This window comes from Burkholderia sp. PAMC 26561 (assembly GCF_001557535.2).
Lineage (GTDB): Bacteria > Pseudomonadota > Gammaproteobacteria > Burkholderiales > Burkholderiaceae > Caballeronia.
The window spans coordinates 216,653-238,736 of record NZ_CP014307.1 but is presented as its reverse complement, the minus strand read 5'-3'; the positions used below and the strand labels follow the sequence as shown (position 1 = coordinate 238,736).

At 60.4% G+C, this 22,084-nt stretch carries 22 protein-coding genes; 21 read left to right on the top strand and 1 reads right to left on the bottom strand.

The genetic code is table 11. The annotated features are described in order from the left end of the window. The first annotated feature begins 81 nt into the window (after positions 1-81). From AXG89_RS16760 to AXG89_RS16660, 20 genes are all read left to right on the top strand, one after another. On the top strand, positions 82-1,038 hold the full coding sequence (locus AXG89_RS16760; protein ID WP_062171008.1) for a helix-turn-helix domain-containing protein: 957 nt from the start codon (positions 82-84) through the stop codon (positions 1,036-1,038). 174 nt (positions 1,039-1,212) lie between these two features. Beyond that, on the top strand, positions 1,213-2,454 hold the full coding sequence (locus AXG89_RS16755) for an urea ABC transporter substrate-binding protein (RefSeq protein WP_062172550.1): 1,242 nt from the start codon (positions 1,213-1,215) through the stop codon (positions 2,452-2,454). Positions 2,455-2,467: 13 nt separating this feature from the next. Beyond that, complete coding sequence (locus AXG89_RS16750) at positions 2,468-3,334, top strand: branched-chain amino acid ABC transporter permease (protein WP_062171006.1); 867 nt, start codon at positions 2,468-2,470, stop codon at positions 3,332-3,334. After that, the gene (locus AXG89_RS16745; protein ID WP_062171004.1) at positions 3,331-4,386 is read left to right on the top strand and encodes an ABC transporter permease subunit; all 1,056 of its coding nucleotides are present in this window, start codon (positions 3,331-3,333) and stop codon (positions 4,384-4,386) included. The genes AXG89_RS16750 and AXG89_RS16745 overlap by 4 nt, the downstream gene beginning before the upstream one ends. Next, positions 4,386-5,111, top strand: a complete 726-nt coding sequence (locus AXG89_RS16740) for an ATP-binding cassette domain-containing protein (protein ID WP_062171002.1) — start codon at positions 4,386-4,388, stop codon at positions 5,109-5,111. Before AXG89_RS16745 ends, AXG89_RS16740 begins: the two co-directional genes overlap by 1 nt. Then, on the top strand, positions 5,108-5,836 hold the full coding sequence (locus AXG89_RS16735) for an ABC transporter ATP-binding protein (RefSeq protein WP_062171000.1): 729 nt from the start codon (positions 5,108-5,110) through the stop codon (positions 5,834-5,836). The genes AXG89_RS16740 and AXG89_RS16735 overlap by 4 nt, the downstream gene beginning before the upstream one ends. Before the next feature lie 50 nt (positions 5,837-5,886). Continuing rightward, positions 5,887-7,425 carry an amidase gene (locus tag AXG89_RS16725; protein ID WP_062170998.1) on the top strand — a complete coding sequence of 513 codons (1,539 nt, stop codon included), beginning with the start codon at positions 5,887-5,889 and terminating at the stop codon, positions 7,423-7,425. Between the two features lie 40 nt (positions 7,426-7,465). Further along, positions 7,466-8,215, top strand: coding sequence for a DeoR/GlpR family DNA-binding transcription regulator (locus tag AXG89_RS16720; protein WP_062003010.1), 750 nt, complete (start codon positions 7,466-7,468; stop codon positions 8,213-8,215). Next, positions 8,190-9,479, top strand: coding sequence for a Zn-dependent hydrolase (locus tag AXG89_RS16715; RefSeq protein ID WP_062170996.1), 1,290 nt, complete (start codon positions 8,190-8,192; stop codon positions 9,477-9,479). Before AXG89_RS16720 ends, AXG89_RS16715 begins: the two co-directional genes overlap by 26 nt. A gap of 4 nt (positions 9,480-9,483) precedes the next feature. Further along, entirely contained in the window at positions 9,484-10,419 is a 936-nt protein-coding gene (locus AXG89_RS16710) for a phosphotransferase (protein WP_062170995.1), read from the top strand. A gap of 13 nt (positions 10,420-10,432) precedes the next feature. Next, entirely contained in the window at positions 10,433-11,374 is a 942-nt protein-coding gene (locus tag AXG89_RS16705; protein ID WP_062172549.1) for a choline/ethanolamine kinase family protein, read from the top strand. Positions 11,375-11,583: 209 nt separating this feature from the next. Continuing rightward, on the top strand, positions 11,584-12,816 hold the full coding sequence (locus AXG89_RS16700; protein ID WP_062170992.1) for an urea ABC transporter substrate-binding protein: 1,233 nt from the start codon (positions 11,584-11,586) through the stop codon (positions 12,814-12,816). 84 nt (positions 12,817-12,900) lie between these two features. Beyond that, positions 12,901-13,770 carry an ABC transporter permease subunit gene (locus tag AXG89_RS16695; RefSeq protein WP_062003006.1) on the top strand — a complete coding sequence of 290 codons (870 nt, stop codon included), beginning with the start codon at positions 12,901-12,903 and terminating at the stop codon, positions 13,768-13,770. A 60-nt stretch (positions 13,771-13,830) separates the two neighbouring features. Beyond that, positions 13,831-14,847, top strand: coding sequence for an ABC transporter permease subunit (locus AXG89_RS16690; protein ID WP_236873495.1), 1,017 nt, complete (start codon positions 13,831-13,833; stop codon positions 14,845-14,847). Further along, positions 14,844-15,557 carry an ABC transporter ATP-binding protein gene (locus AXG89_RS16685; protein WP_062170988.1) on the top strand — a complete coding sequence of 238 codons (714 nt, stop codon included), beginning with the start codon at positions 14,844-14,846 and terminating at the stop codon, positions 15,555-15,557. Before AXG89_RS16690 ends, AXG89_RS16685 begins: the two co-directional genes overlap by 4 nt. Continuing rightward, positions 15,554-16,261, top strand: coding sequence for an ABC transporter ATP-binding protein (locus tag AXG89_RS16680; protein WP_062170986.1), 708 nt, complete (start codon positions 15,554-15,556; stop codon positions 16,259-16,261). Before AXG89_RS16685 ends, AXG89_RS16680 begins: the two co-directional genes overlap by 4 nt. A 12-nt stretch (positions 16,262-16,273) precedes the next feature. After that, positions 16,274-17,260: an acetamidase/formamidase family protein gene (locus tag AXG89_RS16675; protein ID WP_062170984.1), complete on the top strand. Its 987-nt coding sequence runs from the start codon at positions 16,274-16,276 to the stop codon at positions 17,258-17,260. A gap of 42 nt (positions 17,261-17,302) precedes the next feature. Beyond that, on the top strand, positions 17,303-18,457 hold the full coding sequence (locus AXG89_RS16670) for a transporter substrate-binding domain-containing protein (RefSeq protein WP_062003001.1): 1,155 nt from the start codon (positions 17,303-17,305) through the stop codon (positions 18,455-18,457). A gap of 1 nt (position 18,458) precedes the next feature. Further along, positions 18,459-19,124 (top strand): ANTAR domain-containing response regulator, encoded by a 666-nt coding sequence (locus tag AXG89_RS16665; protein WP_062003000.1) that lies wholly within the window; start codon positions 18,459-18,461, stop codon positions 19,122-19,124. An 11-nt stretch (positions 19,125-19,135) separates the two neighbouring features. Beyond that, complete coding sequence (locus AXG89_RS16660) at positions 19,136-19,900, top strand: SDR family NAD(P)-dependent oxidoreductase (RefSeq protein ID WP_062170982.1); 765 nt, start codon at positions 19,136-19,138, stop codon at positions 19,898-19,900. A gap of 55 nt (positions 19,901-19,955) precedes the next feature. On the opposite strand, the gene AXG89_RS16655 is transcribed toward AXG89_RS16660, so the two are convergent. Next, positions 19,956-20,912, bottom strand: a complete 957-nt coding sequence (locus AXG89_RS16655; protein ID WP_062170980.1) for a GlxA family transcriptional regulator — start codon at positions 20,910-20,912, stop codon at positions 19,956-19,958. A gap of 386 nt (positions 20,913-21,298) precedes the next feature. Here AXG89_RS16655 and AXG89_RS16650 point away from each other — a divergent pair, with 386 nt between their 5' ends. Next, the gene (locus tag AXG89_RS16650; protein ID WP_062170978.1) at positions 21,299-22,015 is read left to right on the top strand and encodes a hypothetical protein; all 717 of its coding nucleotides are present in this window, start codon (positions 21,299-21,301) and stop codon (positions 22,013-22,015) included. The last annotated feature ends 69 nt before the right edge of the window (positions 22,016-22,084 follow it).

Below are 22,084 nucleotides of genomic sequence, written 5' to 3'. Positions count from 1 at the left end.
GGGTTCCGGGTTATCCAGAGCATAGGCTGACCGTCTCCGCGATAGTGATACGATCCGGACAATTACTTTGCGCCTTGTGCCATGAAACCCGCTTACGAACGCGTTCATTTCGGAGACGACTGCTCCGTCAGGGTTTACCACCGGCGTCTGCCGCGCATTCCTTTCGAATGGCACCACCATCCTGAATACGAGCTGACACTGACGCTGAATAGTCACGGGAAGCGCTATATCGGCGATTCGATTGCGGCCTATGCCGATGAAGACCTGGTTCTCGTTCCGCCCAATCTTCCGCATACGTGGGCGTCGAATCGCTCGATCGATCCGGCGTCCCCGCAGGTTGCAATCGTGATCTGGTTTGGTGGCGACTGGGCGCGGCGACTTGCCGATGTCTGTCCGGAGTACGCGCCTTTGCGCAACCTGTTACGCAGGTCGGCATGCGGACTTGCGTTCAGTCCGGAGGTCGGCGCCGCAATGCACACGCACGTCGACAAGCTGCTATCCAGCACATCTCGAGAACGCCTCGCCGCAGCGTTGAATGTCTTGTGCACGCTTGCCGAAGCGCCCGGCGAACCGCTCGCTTCGCCCACTTCATTCAGCGACCGGACAGAAGGGCCATCGGGCCATGAACCCGAACGCATCAATCGCGTTCTGTCGATGATCGACTTGCGCTTCGCCGAGCCGCTGCGTCTATCGGAACTTTGCGAAGCGGCGAATGTGTCGGAACGTTCGCTGGCCCGCTACTTTGAGCAGCACATTGGAGAGAGCGTCGGGCGATATATCGCCCGGATCAGGATTGGACATGCCTGCCGGATGCTCGCGCATACCTCCGCACCCGTTTCCGTTGTTGCAGCCCGCTCCGGGTTTCCGAACGTCGCTAACTTCAACCGGCAGTTCAAGGCGCTGAAGGCACTCACGCCTGCTGCGTATCGCAAGCAATTTGCGGCTGGAGATATTGCTGAAGGAGACTCCGGCCCGCAGATCACCGAGCGCTCGCCTTCCCTGCAACGCAATCCGCGACTGCCTCGATCGATTGCCTGAGTCGGCTCCAAAACCGGCATGCATCGCGCAAGGCGCTTCACAAGCGCCTTTTTTCTTGTCTGGTCATGCCCGATTTGCCCGATGTATTGATTATTTTGATAAATATCTTGCGGATTTTTGTTTGCCTACACTGAAACCGGGCAAATCAAACACAATCGCATGCGGAGCGAATCGATGACTATGGAATCCGGATCTCGTCGTAAAGCGTTGAAATTTGGAGCGGCGGCCGCGGTAGGTGCACTGGTGGGGCCGTACGTCACCCGCAACGCGTCGGCGGCGGAGCCGATCAAGCTGGGAAGCCTCCTGGATGGAACCGGCGCGCTTGGCCTCGAGGGCCGGCGCATGATACAGGCGACGGAATTCGCCGTCGGGCAGATCAACGACAAGGGCGGCCTTCTCGGGCGGCCGGTCAAGCTGATTGCCTACGACACACAAAGCAGCATTCAGCTCTACACGCAATATGCGCAGCAACTGGTGCTGCAGGACAAGGTCGATGTGATCCAGGGCGGCATTACGTCGGCTTCGCGTGAAGCCATCCGGCCGATCTTCGATCGCAGCAAGACGCTCTATTTCTACAACACGCAATACGAAGGCGGTGTGTGCGACCGCAACGTGTTCTGTACCGGCACGACGCCCGCGCAGACGGTGGACCACATCGTCGAATACGCAATGAAGAACTGGGGCAAGAAGGTTTATATCATCGCGGCTGACTACAACTATGGTCACATCACCGCAAGCTGGATGACGAAGTTCGTGAAGGCGGCGGGCGGCACGGTGGTCAATACCGATTTCTTCCCGCTCGATGTCACCAACTTTTCCTCCACCATCAGCCGCATTCAGGAAGCGAAGCCGGACATGGTGCTCTCGGCGCTGGTCGGCGCGAACCATGTTGGTTTCTACCGGCAGTGGGCTGCAGCGGGAATGAAGTCGAAGATCCCGGTGGGTGCGACCGTGTTCGGTCTCGGCGATGAACTCACGACCATGGACGCCGCGACCACCGACGGCATCATCACGTGCTTCGGCTTCTACAACAACCTCAACACGCCAAACGCGAACGCCTTCGTCAAAGGCATGCAGGCGAAGTACGGGCCCAGCCTGACGGACCTCGGCGAGCTCGATACCGCCACCTACGAAGGCATCATGCTGTGGGCCGAGGCGGTGAAGAAAGCCGGGTCGGTAGAGCAGGCGAAGGTCGTGACGGCGCTCGAGACCGGCATCACGATCGAAGGACCATCGGGTACGGTCAAGATGGATCCGGCGACGCATCACACCATTCGGAACGCCTACCTTGCACGGCCGAAAGACAAGGTGTGGGACATCCTGCAGACATTCCCGAACCAGTTCCCGTCGGACACGGGCGGCGCGTGCGATCTCATCAAGTCACCCCGCACGAACAAGCAGTTCACGCCGGCCTGAGGAGGCGCAACCCATGGACCTGACCGGGCTACTCGCCTTCAATGTGCTGACCGGCGTCGCCACGCTTGTGCTCATCACGATCGGCCTCGGCGTCATCTACGGCATGATGCGCATCATCAATCTCGCGCACGGCGAGTTCATGATGCTCGGCGCTTACACAGCCGTGACGGCCAGCACGGCAGGCGTCAACATCTGGGTATCGATGCTGATCCTGCCGCCTATCGTCGTCGGCCTGGTGGGTCTGATCCTCGAGCGCACCATCATCCGGTTTCTTTACGGCCGCATGATGGACACGATGCTCGCCACGTGGGGCATCAGCCTGGGTCTCATCGGGCTGATCACGTCCATCTTCGGTAACGTGGTGAAGTCGGTGCAGATGCCGGTGGGGAGTTTTTCGATCGGGCAATACCGCGTGAGTGCGTACAGCCTGGTGATCATCGGCATAGGCATTGTCGTGCTCGCTGCCTTGCTCATGCTCTTGCGCCGCACGCGCTTCGGCCTGATCCTGCGTGCCACCATGCAGAATCCGGCGATGTCGGCTTCGCTCGGGGTCAGGCCGTCGGCGGTCTACATGGCGACGTTCTCTCTTGGCGCCGCGCTCGCCGGTCTTGCGGGCGGCGTGCTGTCGCCGATTTCAGGTGTCTCGCCCGGCATGGGCGGCGCGTACATTGCAAAGGCGTTCATTACCGTGCTGGGTGGTGGCCCTGCGATCATCGCGGGAACGGGACTCGCGGCGGGGCTCTTTGGCTTCATCAACGAGATCGTCTCGTTCATGTCTACGCCTGTCATAGGCGATATCGCGCTGCTTGCTTCAGCGGTCTTGCTGATCCGCATCCTGCCGCAGGGCATCACCGGACGTTTCCTCAGGCGCAGCTCATGAAATCGCTTCGGTCGAGATCTTTTCTGGGCGGCACGCTGGCGGTCGTGATGATCTGCCTCGTGGTCATGTTCGCATTGCCTCGCACCATCAGCGCGTTCGGCGTAATGCAGGCAACGCTGTTCGCGGGCATGGCCATCTACGGTTTGAGCCAGGGCTTCGTGTGGGGCTATGCGGGCATCCTGTCGTTCGGGCAAGCCGCGTTTCTCGGCATCGGCGCCTACACGTATGCCATTGCGGCGATCAATTTCGGCGATACCACGCTGGCCGCCGCATTGTCGATCATCGCCCCCATGTTGTTCGCCGCGTTGCTCGGCTACTTCATGTTCTACGGCCGTATATCCGATGCCTACATTGGCGTGATCACGCTGACCGTTTCGGTGATCCTGTTCGAACTGATGAACTCGACCTCGGGCAGCCAGTATCACATTGGTGAAGCGGTGCTCGGCGGCTTCAACGGCATCCCTGCCATCCCCGTGTTTGCGCCGCCGGGAAAACCGGACGAGCAGCTCGACCAGATCGGTGTCTGGTATGTCGCAATGGGCGCGCTGATCGTGGTGTACGGGTTGCTCAAGTGGATTCTCGCGTCGCGTTTCGGACGGGTCGTGGTCGCGATCCGCGAGAACGAAACCCGCGCCATGCTGATCGGCTACGACCCGCGCATGTACAAGCTGATGTCGTTCATGGTCGGCGCGGGCATTGCGGGCGCGGCGGGCTGCATCTTCGCGAACTGGGGTGGCTTCATCAGCCCGACGGTGTTCGCGCTCACCATGTCGGCGCAGGTCATCATTTCCGTGCTGATCGGCGGGCTGGGCACGCTGATCGGACCGATACTCGGCGCGGTTGCCATCCAGTATCTGATCAATATTGCTGGAACACAGCATGTGATCGACCCGAGTCTGGGGCTTGGCATCGTGCTCGTCGCGTTTGTGCTGCTCGTGCCGCAGGGCGTCGTGCCTGTCGCGCGCTCCTTGTTGTTGCGACTGGGCTCGCCGACAAAAGGCGCTGCCGGCGCGCCGCCTTCGTCCGCCACCGCCAAGCCGGAGTCGCACTGATGAATGCTCTTCCTCCGCTTCTCCAGGCCAAGGGCGTCACCATGCGCTTTGGCGGTGTGACCGCTGTACGCGAAGTCGATTTCACGCTGCGCGAAGTCGAACTGCGCTGCCTGATCGGCCCGAACGGCGCGGGCAAAAGCACCTTCTTCAAGATGCTTACGGGACAGTTGAAACCAACCGAAGGCAGCATTCATTTCCGCAGCCACGATGTCACCGGCAGTAACCCGCATCAGATCGCTCGGCTGGGCGTGGGTATCAAGACGCAAGTGCCCAACGTGTTCAACGGACTCAGCGTGCGCGAGAACGTGTTCATTGGCGCGGGGCGGCGCAAGTCGCTGGCGCATGCGCGTCGTATCGTGGATCAAACGCTGACCCGGCTCAAACTCGATGGCATCGCGGACCGGATCGTCGGTCAGCTCGCGCACGGACAGCGGCAGTGGGTCGAGATCGCAACGGTACTTGCTCAGGAACCCGAATTGATTCTGCTCGATGAACCTGCCGCCGGCATGAACCACGAAGAAGTGCATCGCACCGCGGAGCTGATTCAGGAAATCAACAAGACGCAGGCCCTGGTCGTGGTGGAACACGACATGCAGTTCATTCGCATGATTGCACGCACCGTGACTGTCTTCTCGCAAGGTGCGGTGCTGGTGGAAGGATCGGTGGACACTGTCTTGTCCGACCAGCGTGTGAAGGATGTGTATCTCGGGAGGCGTGCAGCATGAGCGGCGAAAACGCGGGCACGGTGCTCTTCGAGGCGACGCAGTTATGCTCCGGCTACGGCCGCATCCCGATTCTCAATCAAGTGAATTTCTCCGTGAAGGCAGGCGAGCGCGTGGGGATTCTCGGCCATAACGGCATGGGCAAGACCACGCTGCTGCGCACGCTGACCGGGCATTTGCCGACGACCTCCGGGACCGTGCGCTTCAATGGCGTGGACATCACGCATTACAGCGCCACGGCTCGCGCCAAGGCGGGAATCGGCTATGTGCCGCAGGGCCGCGAGATTTTCCCGACATTGAGCGTGATGGAAAACCTGCGTGTGGGATGCCTGCTGTCAAAGCGCGGCGAGACAGAGACGATCGCGGAAATCCTCGAACTGTTTCCACGTCTGAAAGCGTATCTCGACCGCCCGGGCGGCGCGCTATCGGGCGGGGAGCAGCAATTGCTGGCGCTCGCGCGATGCCTGTGCGGCGGACCAAAAATCGTATTGCTCGATGAACCCACGGAAGGGATCCAGCCGTCGATCATCGACGAAATCATCGACACATTGAAGGGTGTTGCCGAGCAGCGCAGCCTCACCATCTTGCTGGTCGAGCAGAACCTCAACTTCATTGCGTCACTGTCGCAGCGCATCCTGATCCTGCAAAAGGGCACGGTCACGCGCGAGATTCCGCCCGAGATCGTCACGGACCCGGCAATGCTCGACGAGTTCGCCGGTATTGCCTGAAGCGCCAGAACCACTCCATTCATTGCTCGTTTGAAACCGGATATCTTTCCATGACCGACACGACCATCGATGTCACCGAACTCACCGTCGAACAAGTCCAGTCCGGCTTTGCCAGCGGCGCGATGACTTCCGAGTCGCTGACTGCTGCGTTCCTCGAACGTATAGCAAAGTTCAATCCGCGCTATAACGCGATCATCTTCCTGAATCCGGACGCACTCGATGACGCCCGCGCCATCGACGCCCGCCGCGCGGCGGGTGAGACGCTCGGGCCCCTCGCGGGCGTGCCGGTGGTCGTGAAGGACACCATGGACATGGCGGGTTTCCCCACGACCGCCGGCTGGACGCTGCTTTACAGCCCGACCGGCGGCGTGGACCTGATGCCGTCCACGGACTCTCCGGTCGTGGCTCGCATGCGTGCGGCGGGTTGCGTGATTCTCGGCAAGACGAACGTACCCGTGCTCAGCGCCACAGGTTCGCATGCAAACGATAGCTGGGCGGGTCCCACGCTCAACGCGGTCGATGTATCGTTCATGCCTGGAGGCAGCAGCGCAGGCACGGCGACGGCGGTCGGTGCGAGCATGGCCGTTCTTGGTCTCGCGGAGGAAACGGGCGGTTCGATCCAGAACCCGGCATCGGCGCAGGCGCTGGTCGGTATCAAACCAACCTTCGCGCTCGTTCCCAACGCAGGCGTGATGCCGCTTGCAGGCAGCACGCGCGACGTGGTCGGCCCTATCGCCCGTTGCGTACGCGACGCGGCGCTGACGCTCGACGCACTCGCGGGTTTTTCCGAAGAGGACCTGAAGACCGTGGCCGGTGTCGGCATGAAGCCGCCCGGTGGTTACGCGGCGGGCTTGCGTGACGACGCGCTCAAGGGCAAGCGGCTGGGACTTTACGGTCCGGGCTGGCGTGACCGGGGGTTATCGGAAGAAACGATTGCGCTTTATGAACGCGCACAGGAAGAGCTCGAAGCACGCGGCGCGATCCTGGTTGCAGACCCCTTCGCCGGCAGTGGCTTCGCAGCGCTCGGCAAGCCTGCGCCGGGATCGGATCACTTCGATGCACGCGGCATGGAAAGCCTTCCGTACGACATGCAGAAGTATCTCGAGCGTCTCGGTCCCGGCAACACGATCAAGACATGGACGGATTTCGTCCATGCGACCCGCGCGGAAGATCCGTTCGGGCCCGGGGGCGTGCTGACCTACATGTCGACGCTGCCCGACATGGAAGCAAATCTGCAAGACGCAGCAGCGCCGCCGGTGATCGGCGCGTTCTATGCGCTGCGCGAAACCTATCTGTCGATCTTCGAAGACGTCATGACGAAGCATGCGCTCGACGGTCTCGTGTTCCCGCAATTGCGCGACGCGTTGCCGCCGCGGGAGGGCACCGAAACGCTGCATGAAACAACGGTGTGCGAGATCAATATTGCAGGCTTGCCGGGCGTCACGTTGCCGGCCGGATATTACGAATCGGGCTCGCCGTTCAACCTGATTTTCGTCGGCCGCCGATGGAGCGAGCCGGCGCTGCTCGCGATGGCATACGATTACGAAACCGCCGGAGGTCATCGGCGAACGCCCGTCCTTCAGGATTGAGGACGGCTGCCATCGTAGAAGAGCAAGAACAGAACAATTCATGTCCGAGCATAGATATCAGGAGATTTTGACCCGGCTTCGCGACAACGGGCGCGTCTCGGTGACGCCCCTTGCCAAGCTCTTGAGCGTGTCGGAGGAAACCATCCGCCGCGACCTCAAGGAACTCGAGCAAAGCGGCATGTTGCGGCGCATCTATGGCGGCGCCGTCCCGCCGCGGCTGGATGTCGAACGTCCCGTCACGGAGCGGGGCAAGGTCAACGTGCGCGGCAAGGCGCGTGTTGCGGAACTGGCGGTGCCGCTGGTGGAGGACGGCATGTCGCTGTTCATCGATTCAGGAACGACCACCGTTGCATTTGCCCGACGGCTGATCGGACGCAACGTGACGGTGACGACGAACTCCATCGATATTGCACTGCTGCTCGGCACGAGCGTCACCCGCGTGAACTTGACGCCGGGCATGCTGCGCGGCAAGGACAACGCGCTGGTCGGCTACGAGACGCTGTCTTACGCGCGACGTTTTTTCTACGATGCCGCGTTCATGGGAATCGCCGCCTGTGACCTGAAGCATGGCTGGATGGATTATGAAGAACACGAATCAAACCTGCGCGGGGTGCTGAAGTTGCAGACGCGCTTGTCGGTGATCCTCGCCGACATCGACAAATTCGGACGCGAAGCGTACCTCAACACTTTTCCGATCACGGAAAAAGTAACGGTGGTCTGTGACCGCGCGCCACCCGCTCCATTCAAGGACATATTTGCTGAGCATGACATCGAACTCATCCATCCCTGATGCATCCGAGACCGGCAAGCTGGCGAGCCTGCTCGCCCGGTTTGCACAGTTCGGCGGCCTTGCGACCGGTGGCGTGACGCGCCTGTGCGCAAGCGCGGAGGACGGCGAGGCGCGCGATGCGTTCGCCGCGCTGTTGCGGGAGGCCGGCGCCGAAGTTTCGAAGGATGGCGTCGGCAATCAATTCGGCATCTTCCGTCTCGCGGATCGCGCCGGCGCGCCCCTCGTGATGATGGGCTCGCATCTCGACAGCCAGCCGCGTGGCGGGCGCTTCGATGGCGTGCTCGGTGTGCTGGCGGCCTTCGAAGCCGGACGGCGGCTGATGCTGGCAAAACGCGCGGGTGTATCGTTCGACAGCGATTTTTGCGCGGTGAACTGGACGAACGAAGAAGGCGCGCGGTTTCGTCCGAGTCTGCTCGGCAGCGGAACATACGTTGGCAAGATGAGCATGAACGATGCACTCGCGAGCCGCGACGACGACGGCGTGACGCTTTCCGACGCCCTCGCGGCGATTGGTTATCGTGGCACGGACGCGCCGCCCTGCGTGCCATCCTGCTATGTCGAGTTGCATGTGGAGCAGGGCGGGCTGCTGGAAGCGGACGAGGTGCCCATCGGGATCGTCACGCGTAATTGGGGTGCCGCGAAAATCGACGTGTCGTTCAAAGGTGAACAGGCGCATACCGGTCCCGCAAAAATGGGCGCGCGACGCGACGCACTGTTCGCCGCGGCACAATTGATCTGCGACGTTCGGGCCATTGCGGACAAATGGCCGGACCGGATTCATACGTCCGTGGGAAGGCTCGTCGTGCAGCCCAACTCGCCTAATGTCGTGCCGTCGCAAACGGATTTGTCCATCGAGTTGCGCGCCGTGGACGACAGCATTCTCCAGGAAGCGGAAATCATCGCGATGCAAGCCATCGATACTGCGGCGCAGCGCGCCAACGTCGCCGTCGAGATCGGCAATCGCACGAGCCGTTCGATTCGCGTGCTGCCGCCGGCGGTGGGTGAGCTCGTGAAGCTTTGTGCATTGGAGGCGGGCGTGCGCAGCCGGGAGATCGATACAGTGTCCGGCCACGACGCGCTCAGTCTGCTCGACACGTGTCCGACGGGACTCGTGTTCGTGCCGAGCGTTGGCGGTATTGCGCACAACGAAAATGAGGACACGCATTCGGATGATCTCGACACGGGCATGACTGTGCTCATGCGCGTGGCGACGCGCCTCTGCCAGTCGGGCGGCGACCCGGTTGCAGCGGCGAGCGGAGGCTGAGGTCATGCTACCTTCGCCACATGTGGAAGCGGCCATCCGTTCGATCGCTGCGTGGGCGAGCGGACCGGTCAGCTACGAAGCCGCGCTTACGCCTGTCATGTCGCCGATGCACCGCGGTGTATCGAGCGAATGTCTTCGCGTGGGCATCGGTGACGCGCCACCCGCGTTTTTCATCAAGATCATGCATCGGGATCTCGCGGAAACGGTAGACATCGGCGCGTCCTGGCGAGCGGCTGCTGCGGTTGCCGCGATCGGCCTCACGCCAGGCCCGCGTCACCTGAATGAGTTGTTCGGGATAAGCGCGTTCGATCTGCTCGACGCCACCTGGCAGACAGCCCATCTCGATGACCTTGCAAAGCCCGCCACACTCGAAAAATTGCTTGCGGCCAAGCGCGCGATTCATGTGCTCCCCGCGTTCGAACGGAATTCAAACGTGTTTGACCGCGTCGGCCATCTCGCCGCATCCATGACATTGACGGCGGACGTTGCAACCCTGGTTGTAACTGCGTCGCGCATGAGTGCTGCAATCACCGCTTCAGGCATCGACACATGTCCGTGTCACGCGGACGGTGTGACTTCGAACGTGATGCTGCGCGCCGGCGGCTCGGGTGCCGATTTGCAACTCGTCGATTTCGACGAGGCATCGAACACCGACCCTGCATTCGACATTGCCGTGACGCTGAACGAGGTCCTGCCCGAGCTTTCCACGTGGCCGGCGGCGCTGGAAATGGCGAACGGCCACGTTACGGACGCGGCGCTCGCGCGTACCCGGTGCTATGCATTCGCCGACGACCTGCGCTGGGGTCTGTGGGGATTGAAGATGAACGCGACGTCGCCGCGCCGGAACATCGAGTTCCTGAAGTATGCCCAATGGCGTCTGCTGCGCTGCTCGATGGCCGCGTCGCGCATGGACACCGATGACTTGCTTCCCCTGCTTTGAAAAGGCAATGACGATGCAGACGAAAATGCTGGGTACGGCTTCAAGCGAAGCCGAACGGGAAATCGAAGCCGTACTGCGGAGCGTCCAGCCCTGGAACGGCCGTGCGTTGAGATACGCGCCCGTTCCCGGCGGCATCAGCAACAGCAACTGGCGTGTCTGGCTGGATAGCGAATCAACGAGCTATTTCGTCAAGGTGCCGGGGCGTGGAACGGAGCAGTTCATCGATCGCAAAGTGGCGTTTGCGGCAAGCAAGCAGGCCGAGACCATTGGCATCGGGCCGCGCCTTTACGACTTTGCCGCCGAACTGGGTGTGGAGATCAACGACTTCGTGGAAGGGCGCACGACGTGTTCGAACCGCGATTTTTTTGACGCACCGCTTCGTGCTTCGATCATTGCCGCATATCGTGCATTGCACGCCTCGCCATTGTTGCCGCTGACTAAGACCATCTTCAACCTGATCGACGAACATGTGGAGCAGGTGCGTGAGGTCGGTGGCAAACTGCCCGCGGATTTCGCGCGCCTGCACGGTGAGTACACTCGCGCGCGCGCCGCGCTGGAAGCGTCGGGACTGGATATCGTTGCGTGTTTCAACGACCCCATGCCCGGCAACTTTCTCCGCGATGAAGCCGGGACAGTGCTGTTGATCGACTACGAATACGCTTCGAACAACGATCGTTGCTACGATCTCGGCGCATTGAGCGGCGAGATGTTTTTCACGCGCCAGATGGAAGAGGAAATGGTCGAGTCCTACTTCGGCAGCGTGTGCGAAGCGAACATGGCGCGCGTTATTGTGCACAAGGCGCTCGCCGATCTCAAATGGGCGACCTGGTCCATGCTTCAGAACGAGATATCGACGCTCGACTTCGACTACTTCAAGTATGGCGCGTGGAAGTTCATGCGCGCTCGCTCCGTGATCGACTCGCCTGAGTGGAACGTGCTCCTGCGCAGCGTCTGAACGCGATTTTCCCGGGGCGAATTTTCGCCTCCTGAGTCAAAGAGCATTGACACCGCGTTTTTTGGCGTCCTAAGATTGCTGCAAGATTCCTCATGTCGCCAACGATGCCGGCACGAGGACATGGCACCGAAGCCCTTCAACGAACCCTGGTTCGTCGGAGGGCTTTTTTTCGTCTTTTTTTTGATCGAATGAATCCAAGGAGATAACGCATGCTGGCTGACAAGTCATCCTGGTTGCGCATGGCCGTTTCGGTCGCGCTTGCCTGTTCTTCCGTAGCCGCGATTGCAGCGGACCCTATCAAGCTGGGTTTACTCGAAGACGCATCGGGAAATTTCGCGTTGGCCACCATTCCCAAAATACACGCAACCGAACTTGCAGTGGACGAGATCAACGCGAAGGGCGGCATCATGGGCCGGCCGATCAAATTGATTGCCTATGACACGCAGTCGGACAACACCAAGTTCCAGGAACTGTCGCGCCGCCTCATCCAGACCGACAAGGCCGACGTGATCTTCGGCGGCTTCTCAAGCGCGTCGCGTGAAGCGATCCGCCCGATCATGGACCGCGCGCACCAGCTCTACTGGTACAACAACCAGTATGAAGGCGGCGTGTGTGACTCGAACGTGTTCGTTACCGGCGCGGTTCCCGAGCAGCAATTCTCGACGCTGATTCCATGGATGATGCAGAAGTACGGCAAGAAGGTGTACACGATCGCAGCGGATTACAACTTCGGCCAGATATCGGCGGAATGGGTTCGCAATATCGTCAAGGAAAACGGCGGCACAATGGTCGGCGAAGAGTTCATTCCGCTCAGCGTCTCGCAGTTCGGACAGACCATTCAAAACATCCAGAAAGCGAAGCCGGACTTCGTGATGACCTTGCTGGTCGGCGCGAATCAGGCGTCCTACTACGAGCAGCAGGCGTCCGCCCATCTGAACCTGCCGATGGGAAGTTCCGTGAACGTAGGCCAGGCCTATGAGCACAAGCGCTTCAAGGCGCCGGCGCTGAAGGACATGTTCGTCACCGCGAACTATGTGGAAGAAGTTGATTCGCCCGCGAGCAACGATTTCAAGAAGCGCTTCCACGCCAAGTATCCGAACGAGTCCTACATCAATCAGGAAGCAGCGAACGCCTACGACGCCGTGTATTTGTACAAGGCTGCAGTGGAAAAGGCGAAGTCGACCGATCAGGCTGCAGTGGAGAAAGCGCTGGATGGCGGCAACATCTGCACGGACGGACCTTCAGGGAAGGTCTGCATCGATCCGAAGAGTCATCACCTGAGCCACACGATCTATCTCGTGCATGTGAAGGAAGATCACTCGGTCGAGATTCCAAAGGTATGGAACGACGTCCAACCGTACTGGCTCGGGCAAGTCGGGTGCAATCTTCCCGTGAAGCCGGATCATCGTCAGTACACGCCGTCGAGCCTGCCCAAGTCCTGATGCAATGACGTGGTCGCCTCGCGCTTCATGGCGGGGCGATCATGCTCATGCCGATACCCAAGCTTCAACGAGATCTTCTTCGCGATGACAGCACTCTCCGCACTGTATTCGGTCATCTATCAGTTTGGCGACAACTTCGCCTACCTTGTGCTTGCCGCGCTCGGGCTGGCCGTCATCTTCGGCATGATGGGCATCATCAACCTGGCACATGGGGAGTTCATCATGTGCGGCGCCTACGTGACCATCATCTGCGCGAAGCGTGGCGTCCCATTGCCTCTCGCCATGCTGTCTGGCGCGCTCGCGGCGGCTATCGCGGGCGTTGCCATCGAACGGCTTGTGATCCGGCATCTCTACAACCGGCTCTACGATTCAGTCGTGGCGACCTGGGCGATCAGCCTGATCGTGCAGCAGACCATGCTGCTCGTGGCCGGTCCGTCCATGGAAGGGATCAGCACGCCTTTCGGGTCGTTCGCTCTCGGCGAATATTCGTTCTCCACATACCGCGCCGTGTTGCCGGTCATCGCGCTGATTATTCTCGGCTTGCTCTACCTGTTGTTTTTCAAGAGCAACTACGGGGTGTGCGCGCGAGCCACGATTCAAAACGCGAACATGGCGCAATCGCTCGGGCTGCGCACGGACCGGCTCTATACGCTGACCTTTGCGCTCGGCGCCGGGCTCGCTGGACTCACGGGCGCACTCTACGCACCGACCATGACGGCGGTTCCGACGATGGGCACGAACTTCATCGTGCAGGCGTTTGTCTCGGTCGTGGTGGGCGGCGCCAACGTGATCGCCGGAACCACGCCGGCCGCCGCCGCGCTCGCCGTCATTCAAACCGCGCTCACGGCGTCGTATGGACAACTGTTCGGACAAATCGGCTTGCTGCTGACGGTGATCGTCGTGATCCGTCTGATGCCGCAGGGACTGGGCAATCTCTTCAGCCGCGCACGCTAGGAATCGCCGATGAATCAATCAACTTCCAATGCCCCGGCGCGACGCCTCGTTCCGACGGTCATGCGACTCGCGCCGTGGCTGCTGGCCTTGTGTCTGCCGCTTGTTGTCGACAGCACTGCGAGCGGCAACTTCGCGTATTGCCTCGTCTGGTCATTTTCGGCAATAGGGCTTGCCGCAATGTGGGGCCAGGGCGGCATTCTGTCGTTCGGACAAACCGCGTTCTTCGGCCTGTCGGGCTACACCTACGGAATCGTCACGATCAATCTTGGCGATGGCTGGGTCTCGTCATGGAGCGGGTTGCTGATCGGGCTCGCGGTGAGCGTGGTCGTCGCGGCGCTCCTCGGTTACATGATTTTCTACGGCAAGATCAAGGGCGTGTTTATCGGCATCGTGACGCTTTCGGTGACGCTCGTCCTGGAGACGTTCATGGCGCAAACGGCGGGACCGCAATGGGCCATTGGTGAGGCGCGCCTCAACGGATACAACGGCATGTCCGGCATGCCGCCTTTGTCGATACCGTGGTTTGGCGGCGAAGTGACGCTGGAGAATACGCGCTTTTACTATCTGGTCGTCGTGCTGCTCGCGCTTGTCTATGGAATTACCCGGCGCCTTCTGGATTCTCCTTTTGGGCTGACGCTCGTTGCGATCCGTGAGAATCCGCAACGGGCCGAAATGCTGGGCGTCGATATCCGCCGGCATCAGCTCCTCATCTTCGTATTCGGCTGCACCCTCGGCGGCTTGTCCGGCGCGCTTTATACGATCTGGGGTTCGTACATCACGCCATCCGCGATGGGGTTGACGTCGGCCGCCATGCCGATCATCTGGGTCGCAACGGCCGGGCGCCGAAGCATTGGTGGCGCGATCATCGGCACTGCGCTGCTCGTGTGGCTGTCGCAATGGCTCGCAATCTACGGAAGCCAGTACGCGCTGATCCTGATGGGCGCCATCCTCCTGTTCGTGGTGCTGGTGGCACCTGAAGGTTTGCTGCCTTTGATGTTCAAGCTCGTGCGGCGCGGCACTGCGCGCAAGGCGCATTCCACGCAGTCGTTCAAGGCACGCACGAGGAGTGAGCCATGAGTACCAACCTGCTCGAAACCCGTGCGCTTGCCAAGCATTTTGGCGGCGCGCACGTGATCAACGGTATCGACTTTGCAATCGGCGCGGGTGAGATCCGCTGTGTGATCGGGCCGAACGGTGCCGGGAAAAGCACCTTCTTCAAGCTCATCACGGGCGAGCATCGTCCGAGTGCCGGGTCCGTTTCGTTCCTTGGCCGCGATCTGAATCACGTGCTGCCTCATGAGCGAATCCGCATGGGCATGAGCATCAAGTTCCAGATCCCGGGCATTTTTCCGGAGCTCACCGTGCGCCAGCATTTGCAGCTCGGTTTGCATCGGGCGAAAGACGATCGCATCGAGTCGCTTGGGCAACTGCTTCATCAGTTCTTGCTGACCGAGGAAGAACACGTGCTTGCGGGCAACTTGTCACACGGCAAGAAGCAATGGCTCGAGATCGCGATGGCCGTATCGCTCAAACCGAAGCTTCTTTTCCTCGATGAACCCGTCGCCGGGATGTCCGCGGAAGAAACGCACGCAACGGGCGAGTTGATCATGGGCTTGCGCGAGCGCGGACTCACCATCATGGTCGTCGAGCACGACATGGCCTTCGTGAGGCAGGTGGCGACGCGCGTGACGGTATTGCACGCGGGCCGCCTTTTCGCCGATGGCCCGCTGGAGGAAATCCTCGCACGCGATGACGTCGCCGAAATCTACCTGGGCAAGAAGAAATGACGACTCTGCTCGAAATTGCCGGCGTTGAATGTGGCTATGCCGGTGGCAAGGTCCTGAACGGCGTCTCCATGACGGTCGAGCGCGGAGAGATTCTCGCGTTGATCGGGCGCAACGGTGTTGGCAAGACAACGCTGATGCGCGCGTTGATTGGCCTCGTTCCATTGATGGCCGGCAGCATTGCGCTGAACGGCGAAGAGATTGGCGACTCGCGTCCGTATTCGCGCGCACGGCACGGCGTGGGATACGTACCGCAAGGCCGCGAGGTATTTCCGGCTTTGACGGTGCGTGAAAACCTCCAAGTGGGCGCTCAGTCGAACCGCGCGCACCTTACGGAAATGCTCGACAAGGTCGTGAGCTATTTCCCCGTGCTCGGCGCACGCTTCCAGCAGAAAGCCGGCACGCTGAGCGGCGGCGAACAGCAGCAACTTGCGATTGCGCGTGCGTTGATCGGGTCGCCCAAGATCCTGTTGCTCGACGAACCGTCCGAAGGCATCCAACCTTCAATCGTGGATCTGATTGGCGAGACGTTGACCCGGATAACTCATGAAACCGGAATTGGTGTGTTGCTGGTCGAGCAGAACATGGGGATGGTTGAAAGCGTCGCGGCGCGCTGCTGCGTGATGGACAAGGGGCGGATTGTCAGCACGCTCGACCGCGCCCAACTCGCCGACGAAGAATTGATTCGCCAGTATCTGGCACTTTAGAAAGGACACGGCATGCAATGGCTTAAGGATTCGATCATGATGCAACGCGGCGTGGGCGCGAATCGCGAAGGCACGACCCATCACCTGACCGAAGCGCTGCAGGACACGTTCCATTACACCATCGGTCCGTATTCCACACCGGTCATGCACGTTCAGCCTGGCGATACGGTCGTGGTCGAGACGCGTGATGCGTTCGAAGGCAAGATCATGTCCGAGACGGACAAGCCGTCGCAAATCCTGAAGATGCCGTTCCTGAATCCGCAGAATGGCCCGATCATGATCGAGGGGGCGGAGAAGGGTGACGTGATTGCGGTGTACATCGAAAAGATGGCGCCGCGTGGCGATGATCCCCATGGCTTTTGCTGCATGATCCCCAACTTCGGCGCGCTGACGGGTACGGACTATACGGCCTTGCTCAATGAACCGCTGCCGGAAATTGTCCGCAAGATCAGGATCGACGAAGACAACGTCTACTGGAGCCGGCGCAATACCCTGCCGTACAAGCCGCATATCGGCACGTTGAGTCTTTCCCCGGAAATCGACTCCATCAATTCGCTGACACCGGATTCCCACGGCGGCAACATGGACGTACCTGACATGGGGCCGGGCAGCATCACCTACCTGCCGGTCCGCTCGCCGGGCGCCCGTTTGTTCATTGGCGACGCGCATGCGTGCCAGGGCGACGGGGAGGTCTGCGGAACGGCAGTTGAATACGCAAGCACGACCACCATCCGCGTGGACCTGATCAAGAACTGGGCCATAGCGTGGCCACGTCTTGAGAACGAGGACGCGTTGATGAGCATCGGCAGCGCGCGGCCGCTCGAGGACGCGACGCGGATTGCGTATCGTGAACTCGTGCTGTGGATGGCTGCGGAATACGGATTCGACAAATGGGATGCCTATATGATGCTGAGTCAATGCGGCAAGGTGCGTCTCGGCAATTTTGTCGATCCAAAATACACGGTCGGCGCAATGATCGCGAAGCACTACCTGAAGTGATGCCAACGCTGTCCCATGAATGTTTGATCTGAAAAGCGCTCCATGTCTCTATCCGAACCTGTCAAGATCGGGCTGCTCTGCTCGACTACCGGTGCAACTGCGCCGCTGGAGATGTCGCAATGGCGAGGTTCGATCCTGGCTGTGGAGGAGATCAATCAGCGCGGCGGTGTAGCAGGGCGTGAGTTGTCGGTCGTGCACTACGATCCGGGCTCGGACTCCACACGCTTTCGGGCGCTTGCAGAAAAGCTGATTCTCGACGACGGCGTCAACGTGATCTTTGGCGGTTACACGTCGTCGAGCCGCAAGGCGATGTTGCCCGTCGTGGAGAAACATAATCGTCTGCTGATTTACTCGCAGCAATACGAAGGTTTCGAGTTTTCCGAGAACATCATCTATAGCGGCGCTTCACCGAACCAGAACGGCTTGCAGCTTGCAGACTTCATGACGTCGACCTACGGCGCGCGGTGCTACATGGTCGGATCGCGCTACGTGTATCCCTATGAATGCAACCGGACAATGCAGGAACTGTTGCTGCAGCATCCCGACGGCGCGATTCTGGGCGAACGTTATCTGGATCTGAACGCACCGTTCGAACATTTCGCCGATGTCGTCGCGGACATCCGGAAGAAACGCCCCGACTTCATTTTCTGCACGGTGATAGGGCGTACCGTGCCATATCTCTACCAGGCATTCGCGCATGCGGATCTGGACCCGGCGCGCATGCCAATAGGCAGCCTGAATACATCGGAAACCGAAATATCGTTGATGGAACGTGGCGTCGCGACCGGACATATCACTGCGGCGCCATATTTTCAAAGTATCGGCACGCCTGAAAACAGAACAGCGCTCGCGCGCCATACAGAGCGGTTTGGACGCCAGCATCCCACCGACATGAACTGGGAGGCGGCGTACTACCAGATGCACATGTATGCAAATGCCTTCAATAAAGCAGGCTCGGACGATATCGGCACGATCATGCCGCATTTGCTGGGCGCGCAATTCGCAGCGCCGCAAGGGCTTGTGCATATCGACCGCGTCAATCATCACATGGCGCTGTATCCGCGGATCGGGCGCGCGGAAAGCGACGGGCAGTTTTCCATCCTGCGCGAATCGGCCAGCGCGGTGCCCCCGGACCCGTACATGGCATCACAGAGCCTGGGCGACTGGGTGACGAAGCTCAGCACGCGGGAGTACTGACGTGACGTCACAACGTGAGGGTCGACAACGCAGCCTGACCGGTTCGGTACTGAACCGGGGGCTGTCTGTCGTCGTCTTTCATCCCGACGACAACGACGGCGCGACCCTCACCAATCACCTGAAGCGCATGGGCTTTCAGGTGACGGCATTCTGGCCGCCGCTCGAAGTGCTGCCGGACAAGGTCGACCTGGTTTTTCGCGCGCTGATTCCGGAAGAGCAGGCGCCCAGGGATGCATGGCTCGGGCCGGAAGCGCCACCGGTGATATCGATCATCTCCTATGAAAATCCAACGTTTATCGACCAGGCTTTGAAGATGGGCTCGAACGCGATCATCACGACGCCAATACGTGCCTCAGGCTTGCTGGCAACGGTCGTGTTCGCCATGCAGAATGCCAGGCAAAACCGGCAGATGACGGAGCGGATCGCGAGCCTCGAGCAGAAGGTGAATGGTGCGCGGCATCTCAACGAGGCCAAGTCGATCCTGATGGCAATGCATCAGATATCGGAAGCTGAAGCGTATGAAATTCTCCGCGGCCAGGCGATGGCCAAGCGCGTCAGCGTCGACGACATGTGCCACTCGATTATCCAGGCGGGCGAATTGCTGAAGGTGAAACGCACGGCCATCAAGCCCTGTCCCGACGATACACATACCCAGCCGGACCTTTAAAGGACCCCAAAATGGATTTGCAGCTAAGAGGACTGAAGGCGATTGTCACGGGCGGCACCAAAGGCATTGGGCTGGCGATTGCGCAAACACTGGCAAAGGAAGGGGCAATGGTTGCGATCTGCTCGCGCGACGCGCACGCAGCCGAGCAAACGGCTACATCCCTCGGCGCACTGAGCGGGAGCGCGGCGCTGGGAGCGGGCATTGACGTAGCCGACGGCGCAGCGCTCAAGCAGTGGGTGGAAGACGTTGCACAGCACTGGGGCGGCCTCGATATCGTCGTTGCAAATGTGAGCGCGCTTTCCATCACGAACGACATTGAATCGTGGCGCAAGCAGTTCGAAACGGACATGCTCGGGACGGTCAACCTGGTCGATGCCGCCATGCCTTATCTCGAAGCCAGTCAAGCCGCTTCGATCGTTGCCATCTCGAGTGTTTCGGGTCGGGAAGTGGACTTTGCCGCGGGGCCGTACGGCACGTTCAAGGCGGCGATCGTGCATTACGTGCAGGGCCTTGCTTACCAGCTTGCGGCGAAGGGAATTCGAGCAAACACAGTGTCGCCGGGCAACGTCTATTTCAAGGGCGGCGTGTGGGACTGGATCGAGAACAACAATCCGGCGCTCTTTGCCGAAGCGCTCGCGCTCAATCCGACCAAGCGCATGGCGACGCCACAGGAAATCGCGAACGCGGTCGCGTTTGTTGCAAGCCCTGTTGCGAGCTTTGTCAGCGGCACGAACCTCGTGGTAGACGGTGCACTGACGCGGGGCGTGCAGTTATAAGCAGGACGTGGGCGCGATCGCCGCGTCTTCGGAAAAGCCTTTCGCCGGCCGGATCTCATCTGTCGGCGACCGGTTCTGTTCTGGCATTTCGACGCAGCACATCTGCCGAAACACCGAACGTCCGAAGAAAAGCGCGGCGCATGCGCTCCCTGTCTGCAAAGCCCGTTTCATCGGCTACCACATTGAGCGTGTGCCGGCCTTGCTCGATCATGAATCTGGCAGCCTCGAGCCGAAGCTGTTCCACCGCTTTTGCCGGTGGCACACCAGTCTCGGCCACAAAGGCCCTGCTGAACTGGCGAGGACTGAGATTGGCCACGGCCGCCAGCTCCTCGACCGTCAGCGGACTGCGCAGATTGCTCCGGATGTGCACGAAGACCGATTCGATGCGATCGGACTTGGGCGTCATGTCGAGCAGTGCCGAATGCTGCTTCTGTCCACCTAGCCGACGCTGATTCATGACGAGAAGCCTGGCAACCGTTTTTGCGGCGTCGGGGCCGAGGTCATGGTCGATCAACGCCAACACAAGGTCGATCCCGGCGGTCATTCCCGCCGAGGTCCAGACAGGGCCATCGTTGACGAAAATCCGGTCTTCGTCTGTTGCGACCTCGGGGAAGCGCGTTCTGAACTCGGCCGCATGTGCCCAGTGCATGGTTGCACGCCGGCCATTCAACAGGCCGGCTTCGGCGAGAACGAATGCCCCGCTGCAAATCGAGGCGATCCGTCTGGACGCTTTGGCCGCTTCCTGCACGAACGCGATCATTGCCGGTTCGAATGGCGGCATTTTCAACTCGGTGATCGAACCGACGATGACCGTGTCGAAGTACGGATCGCCAAACTTTTCGGTTTCCAGCGTCATGCCGGCCGACGAGCGCACCGGTCCGCCATGTTCCGACAGCAGATGAATGTCGTAGCACTCGCCTGTCGGGGGCAGGTTCGCTATTTCGAACGCCGTAAGCGCCGCGAGGCTCATCAGCTGAAACCTCTGAGGCACGATGAATCCTATCCGATGCATCTTTCCTCCAGCAGTCTAAAAGTTCCGCAGATGGCGCCAAGGCGGGCACGTGCTTCGCTCGCCGCTGCAAACGTCTTAAATGGTGGCAATTACGACATGCATCGTAACGGCCGGACGCGTTAAGGTACAAGCGCTTTCCCTGTTCACCTTGTACCGGCCGAAAGGAACGCCATCATGTCGAAGATTCTTGAAGCGGCCGCCGTACAGATAGCGCCCGTCCTAAGGTCGTTCGAAAAATCCTGGAGCTGGGCAAGCAGGCCGTTCAGTTCGCGATTTCTGGCAGATCTACAAGAGGAAGCGCATGATGGATTTGCGCGGGCATTGCAGTCGTCCGGACGTGCTCGGGCTCGCGATTGACCGGACTGCATTCCGTCTAAATTAAACACATGCCTACCGTGTCACTGTCGGCCGTTTTTATCGCCTATCTTGTGCTGGTCGCCGCTGCGGCGGCGATCGCTGTATGCGTGAGGCTCGGCTCTCGCAAAGCGACCACGACGCTGGGTTTTATCGCGATCTGGTTGGTATTTGGTGGCTGGATGGGCGTGAAAGGTATCGTGGGGCGGCATGCGAACACATTCCCTCCCGGCATAGCGTTACTCACGCTGCCGGTGCTGGTCGCGGTGCTGGCAGTCGTGCTGACCCGAGGCGGCGCCACGCTCGCCGAGCAGATTCCGCTCGGTGTCCTGATCGGATTTCAGGTATTTCGCGTCGGCGTGGAAATGTTCCTGCATCATCTCTGGAGTCTTGGCCTGGCGCCGAAACTGATGACCATCGAGGGCGGCAACATCGAGATAGTAGTGGCTGTTACCGCGCCCGTAGCTGCATGGCTCGCATCGCGCGGTACGGCTGGTCGCCGGATCGCATGGGCGTGGAATGTCATCGGAATAATTTCGCTGGCGAACATCGTCGCGCGTGCCGTGTTGACGGCGCCAGGACCGCTTCGACTGATCGATGCAGATCCGCCCGACACGGCAATCCTGATGTTCCCGTACACGTTCATTCCGGGGTTCTTCGTGCCCCTGGCGCTGGCTTTACATATCCTCGCGTTTCGAGCGTTTCGTCCCGGCGCGACCAAAGTACGCAAGCGGCGATTATCCGGCTGACGCGACAAGTCGATAGCCGCATCGCGATCGAAATTCCAGCCGGACAACTTTTCCCCAACATGCAGGAGT

Excerpts from the sequence above, each read along its gene's own strand:
- AXG89_RS16760 (WP_062171008.1), top strand. The coding sequence starts at position 82 with ATGAAACCCGCTTACGAACGCGTTCATTTCGGAGACGACTGCTCCGTC.
- AXG89_RS16755 (WP_062172550.1), top strand. The coding sequence starts at position 1,213 with ATGACTATGGAATCCGGATCTCGTCGTAAAGCGTTGAAATTTGGAGCG.
- AXG89_RS16750 (WP_062171006.1), top strand. The coding sequence starts at position 2,468 with ATGGACCTGACCGGGCTACTCGCCTTCAATGTGCTGACCGGCGTCGCC.
- AXG89_RS16745 (WP_062171004.1), top strand. The coding sequence starts at position 3,331 with ATGAAATCGCTTCGGTCGAGATCTTTTCTGGGCGGCACGCTGGCGGTC.
- AXG89_RS16740 (WP_062171002.1), top strand. The coding sequence starts at position 4,386 with ATGAATGCTCTTCCTCCGCTTCTCCAGGCCAAGGGCGTCACCATGCGC.
- AXG89_RS16735 (WP_062171000.1), top strand. The coding sequence starts at position 5,108 with ATGAGCGGCGAAAACGCGGGCACGGTGCTCTTCGAGGCGACGCAGTTA.
- AXG89_RS16725 (WP_062170998.1), top strand. The coding sequence starts at position 5,887 with ATGACCGACACGACCATCGATGTCACCGAACTCACCGTCGAACAAGTC.
- AXG89_RS16720 (WP_062003010.1), top strand. The coding sequence starts at position 7,466 with ATGTCCGAGCATAGATATCAGGAGATTTTGACCCGGCTTCGCGACAAC.
- AXG89_RS16715 (WP_062170996.1), top strand. The coding sequence starts at position 8,190 with ATGACATCGAACTCATCCATCCCTGATGCATCCGAGACCGGCAAGCTG.
- AXG89_RS16710 (WP_062170995.1), top strand. The coding sequence starts at position 9,484 with ATGCTACCTTCGCCACATGTGGAAGCGGCCATCCGTTCGATCGCTGCG.
- AXG89_RS16705 (WP_062172549.1), top strand. The coding sequence starts at position 10,433 with ATGCAGACGAAAATGCTGGGTACGGCTTCAAGCGAAGCCGAACGGGAA.
- AXG89_RS16700 (WP_062170992.1), top strand. The coding sequence starts at position 11,584 with ATGCTGGCTGACAAGTCATCCTGGTTGCGCATGGCCGTTTCGGTCGCG.
- AXG89_RS16695 (WP_062003006.1), top strand. The coding sequence starts at position 12,901 with ATGACAGCACTCTCCGCACTGTATTCGGTCATCTATCAGTTTGGCGAC.
- AXG89_RS16690 (WP_236873495.1), top strand. The coding sequence starts at position 13,831 with ATGCGACTCGCGCCGTGGCTGCTGGCCTTGTGTCTGCCGCTTGTTGTC.
- AXG89_RS16685 (WP_062170988.1), top strand. The coding sequence starts at position 14,844 with ATGAGTACCAACCTGCTCGAAACCCGTGCGCTTGCCAAGCATTTTGGC.
- AXG89_RS16680 (WP_062170986.1), top strand. The coding sequence starts at position 15,554 with ATGACGACTCTGCTCGAAATTGCCGGCGTTGAATGTGGCTATGCCGGT.
- AXG89_RS16675 (WP_062170984.1), top strand. The coding sequence starts at position 16,274 with ATGCAATGGCTTAAGGATTCGATCATGATGCAACGCGGCGTGGGCGCG.
- AXG89_RS16670 (WP_062003001.1), top strand. The coding sequence starts at position 17,303 with ATGTCTCTATCCGAACCTGTCAAGATCGGGCTGCTCTGCTCGACTACC.
- AXG89_RS16660 (WP_062170982.1), top strand. The coding sequence starts at position 19,136 with ATGGATTTGCAGCTAAGAGGACTGAAGGCGATTGTCACGGGCGGCACC.
- AXG89_RS16655 (WP_062170980.1), bottom strand. The coding sequence starts at position 20,912 with ATGCATCGGATAGGATTCATCGTGCCTCAGAGGTTTCAGCTGATGAGC.
- AXG89_RS16650 (WP_062170978.1), top strand. The coding sequence starts at position 21,299 with ATGCCTACCGTGTCACTGTCGGCCGTTTTTATCGCCTATCTTGTGCTG.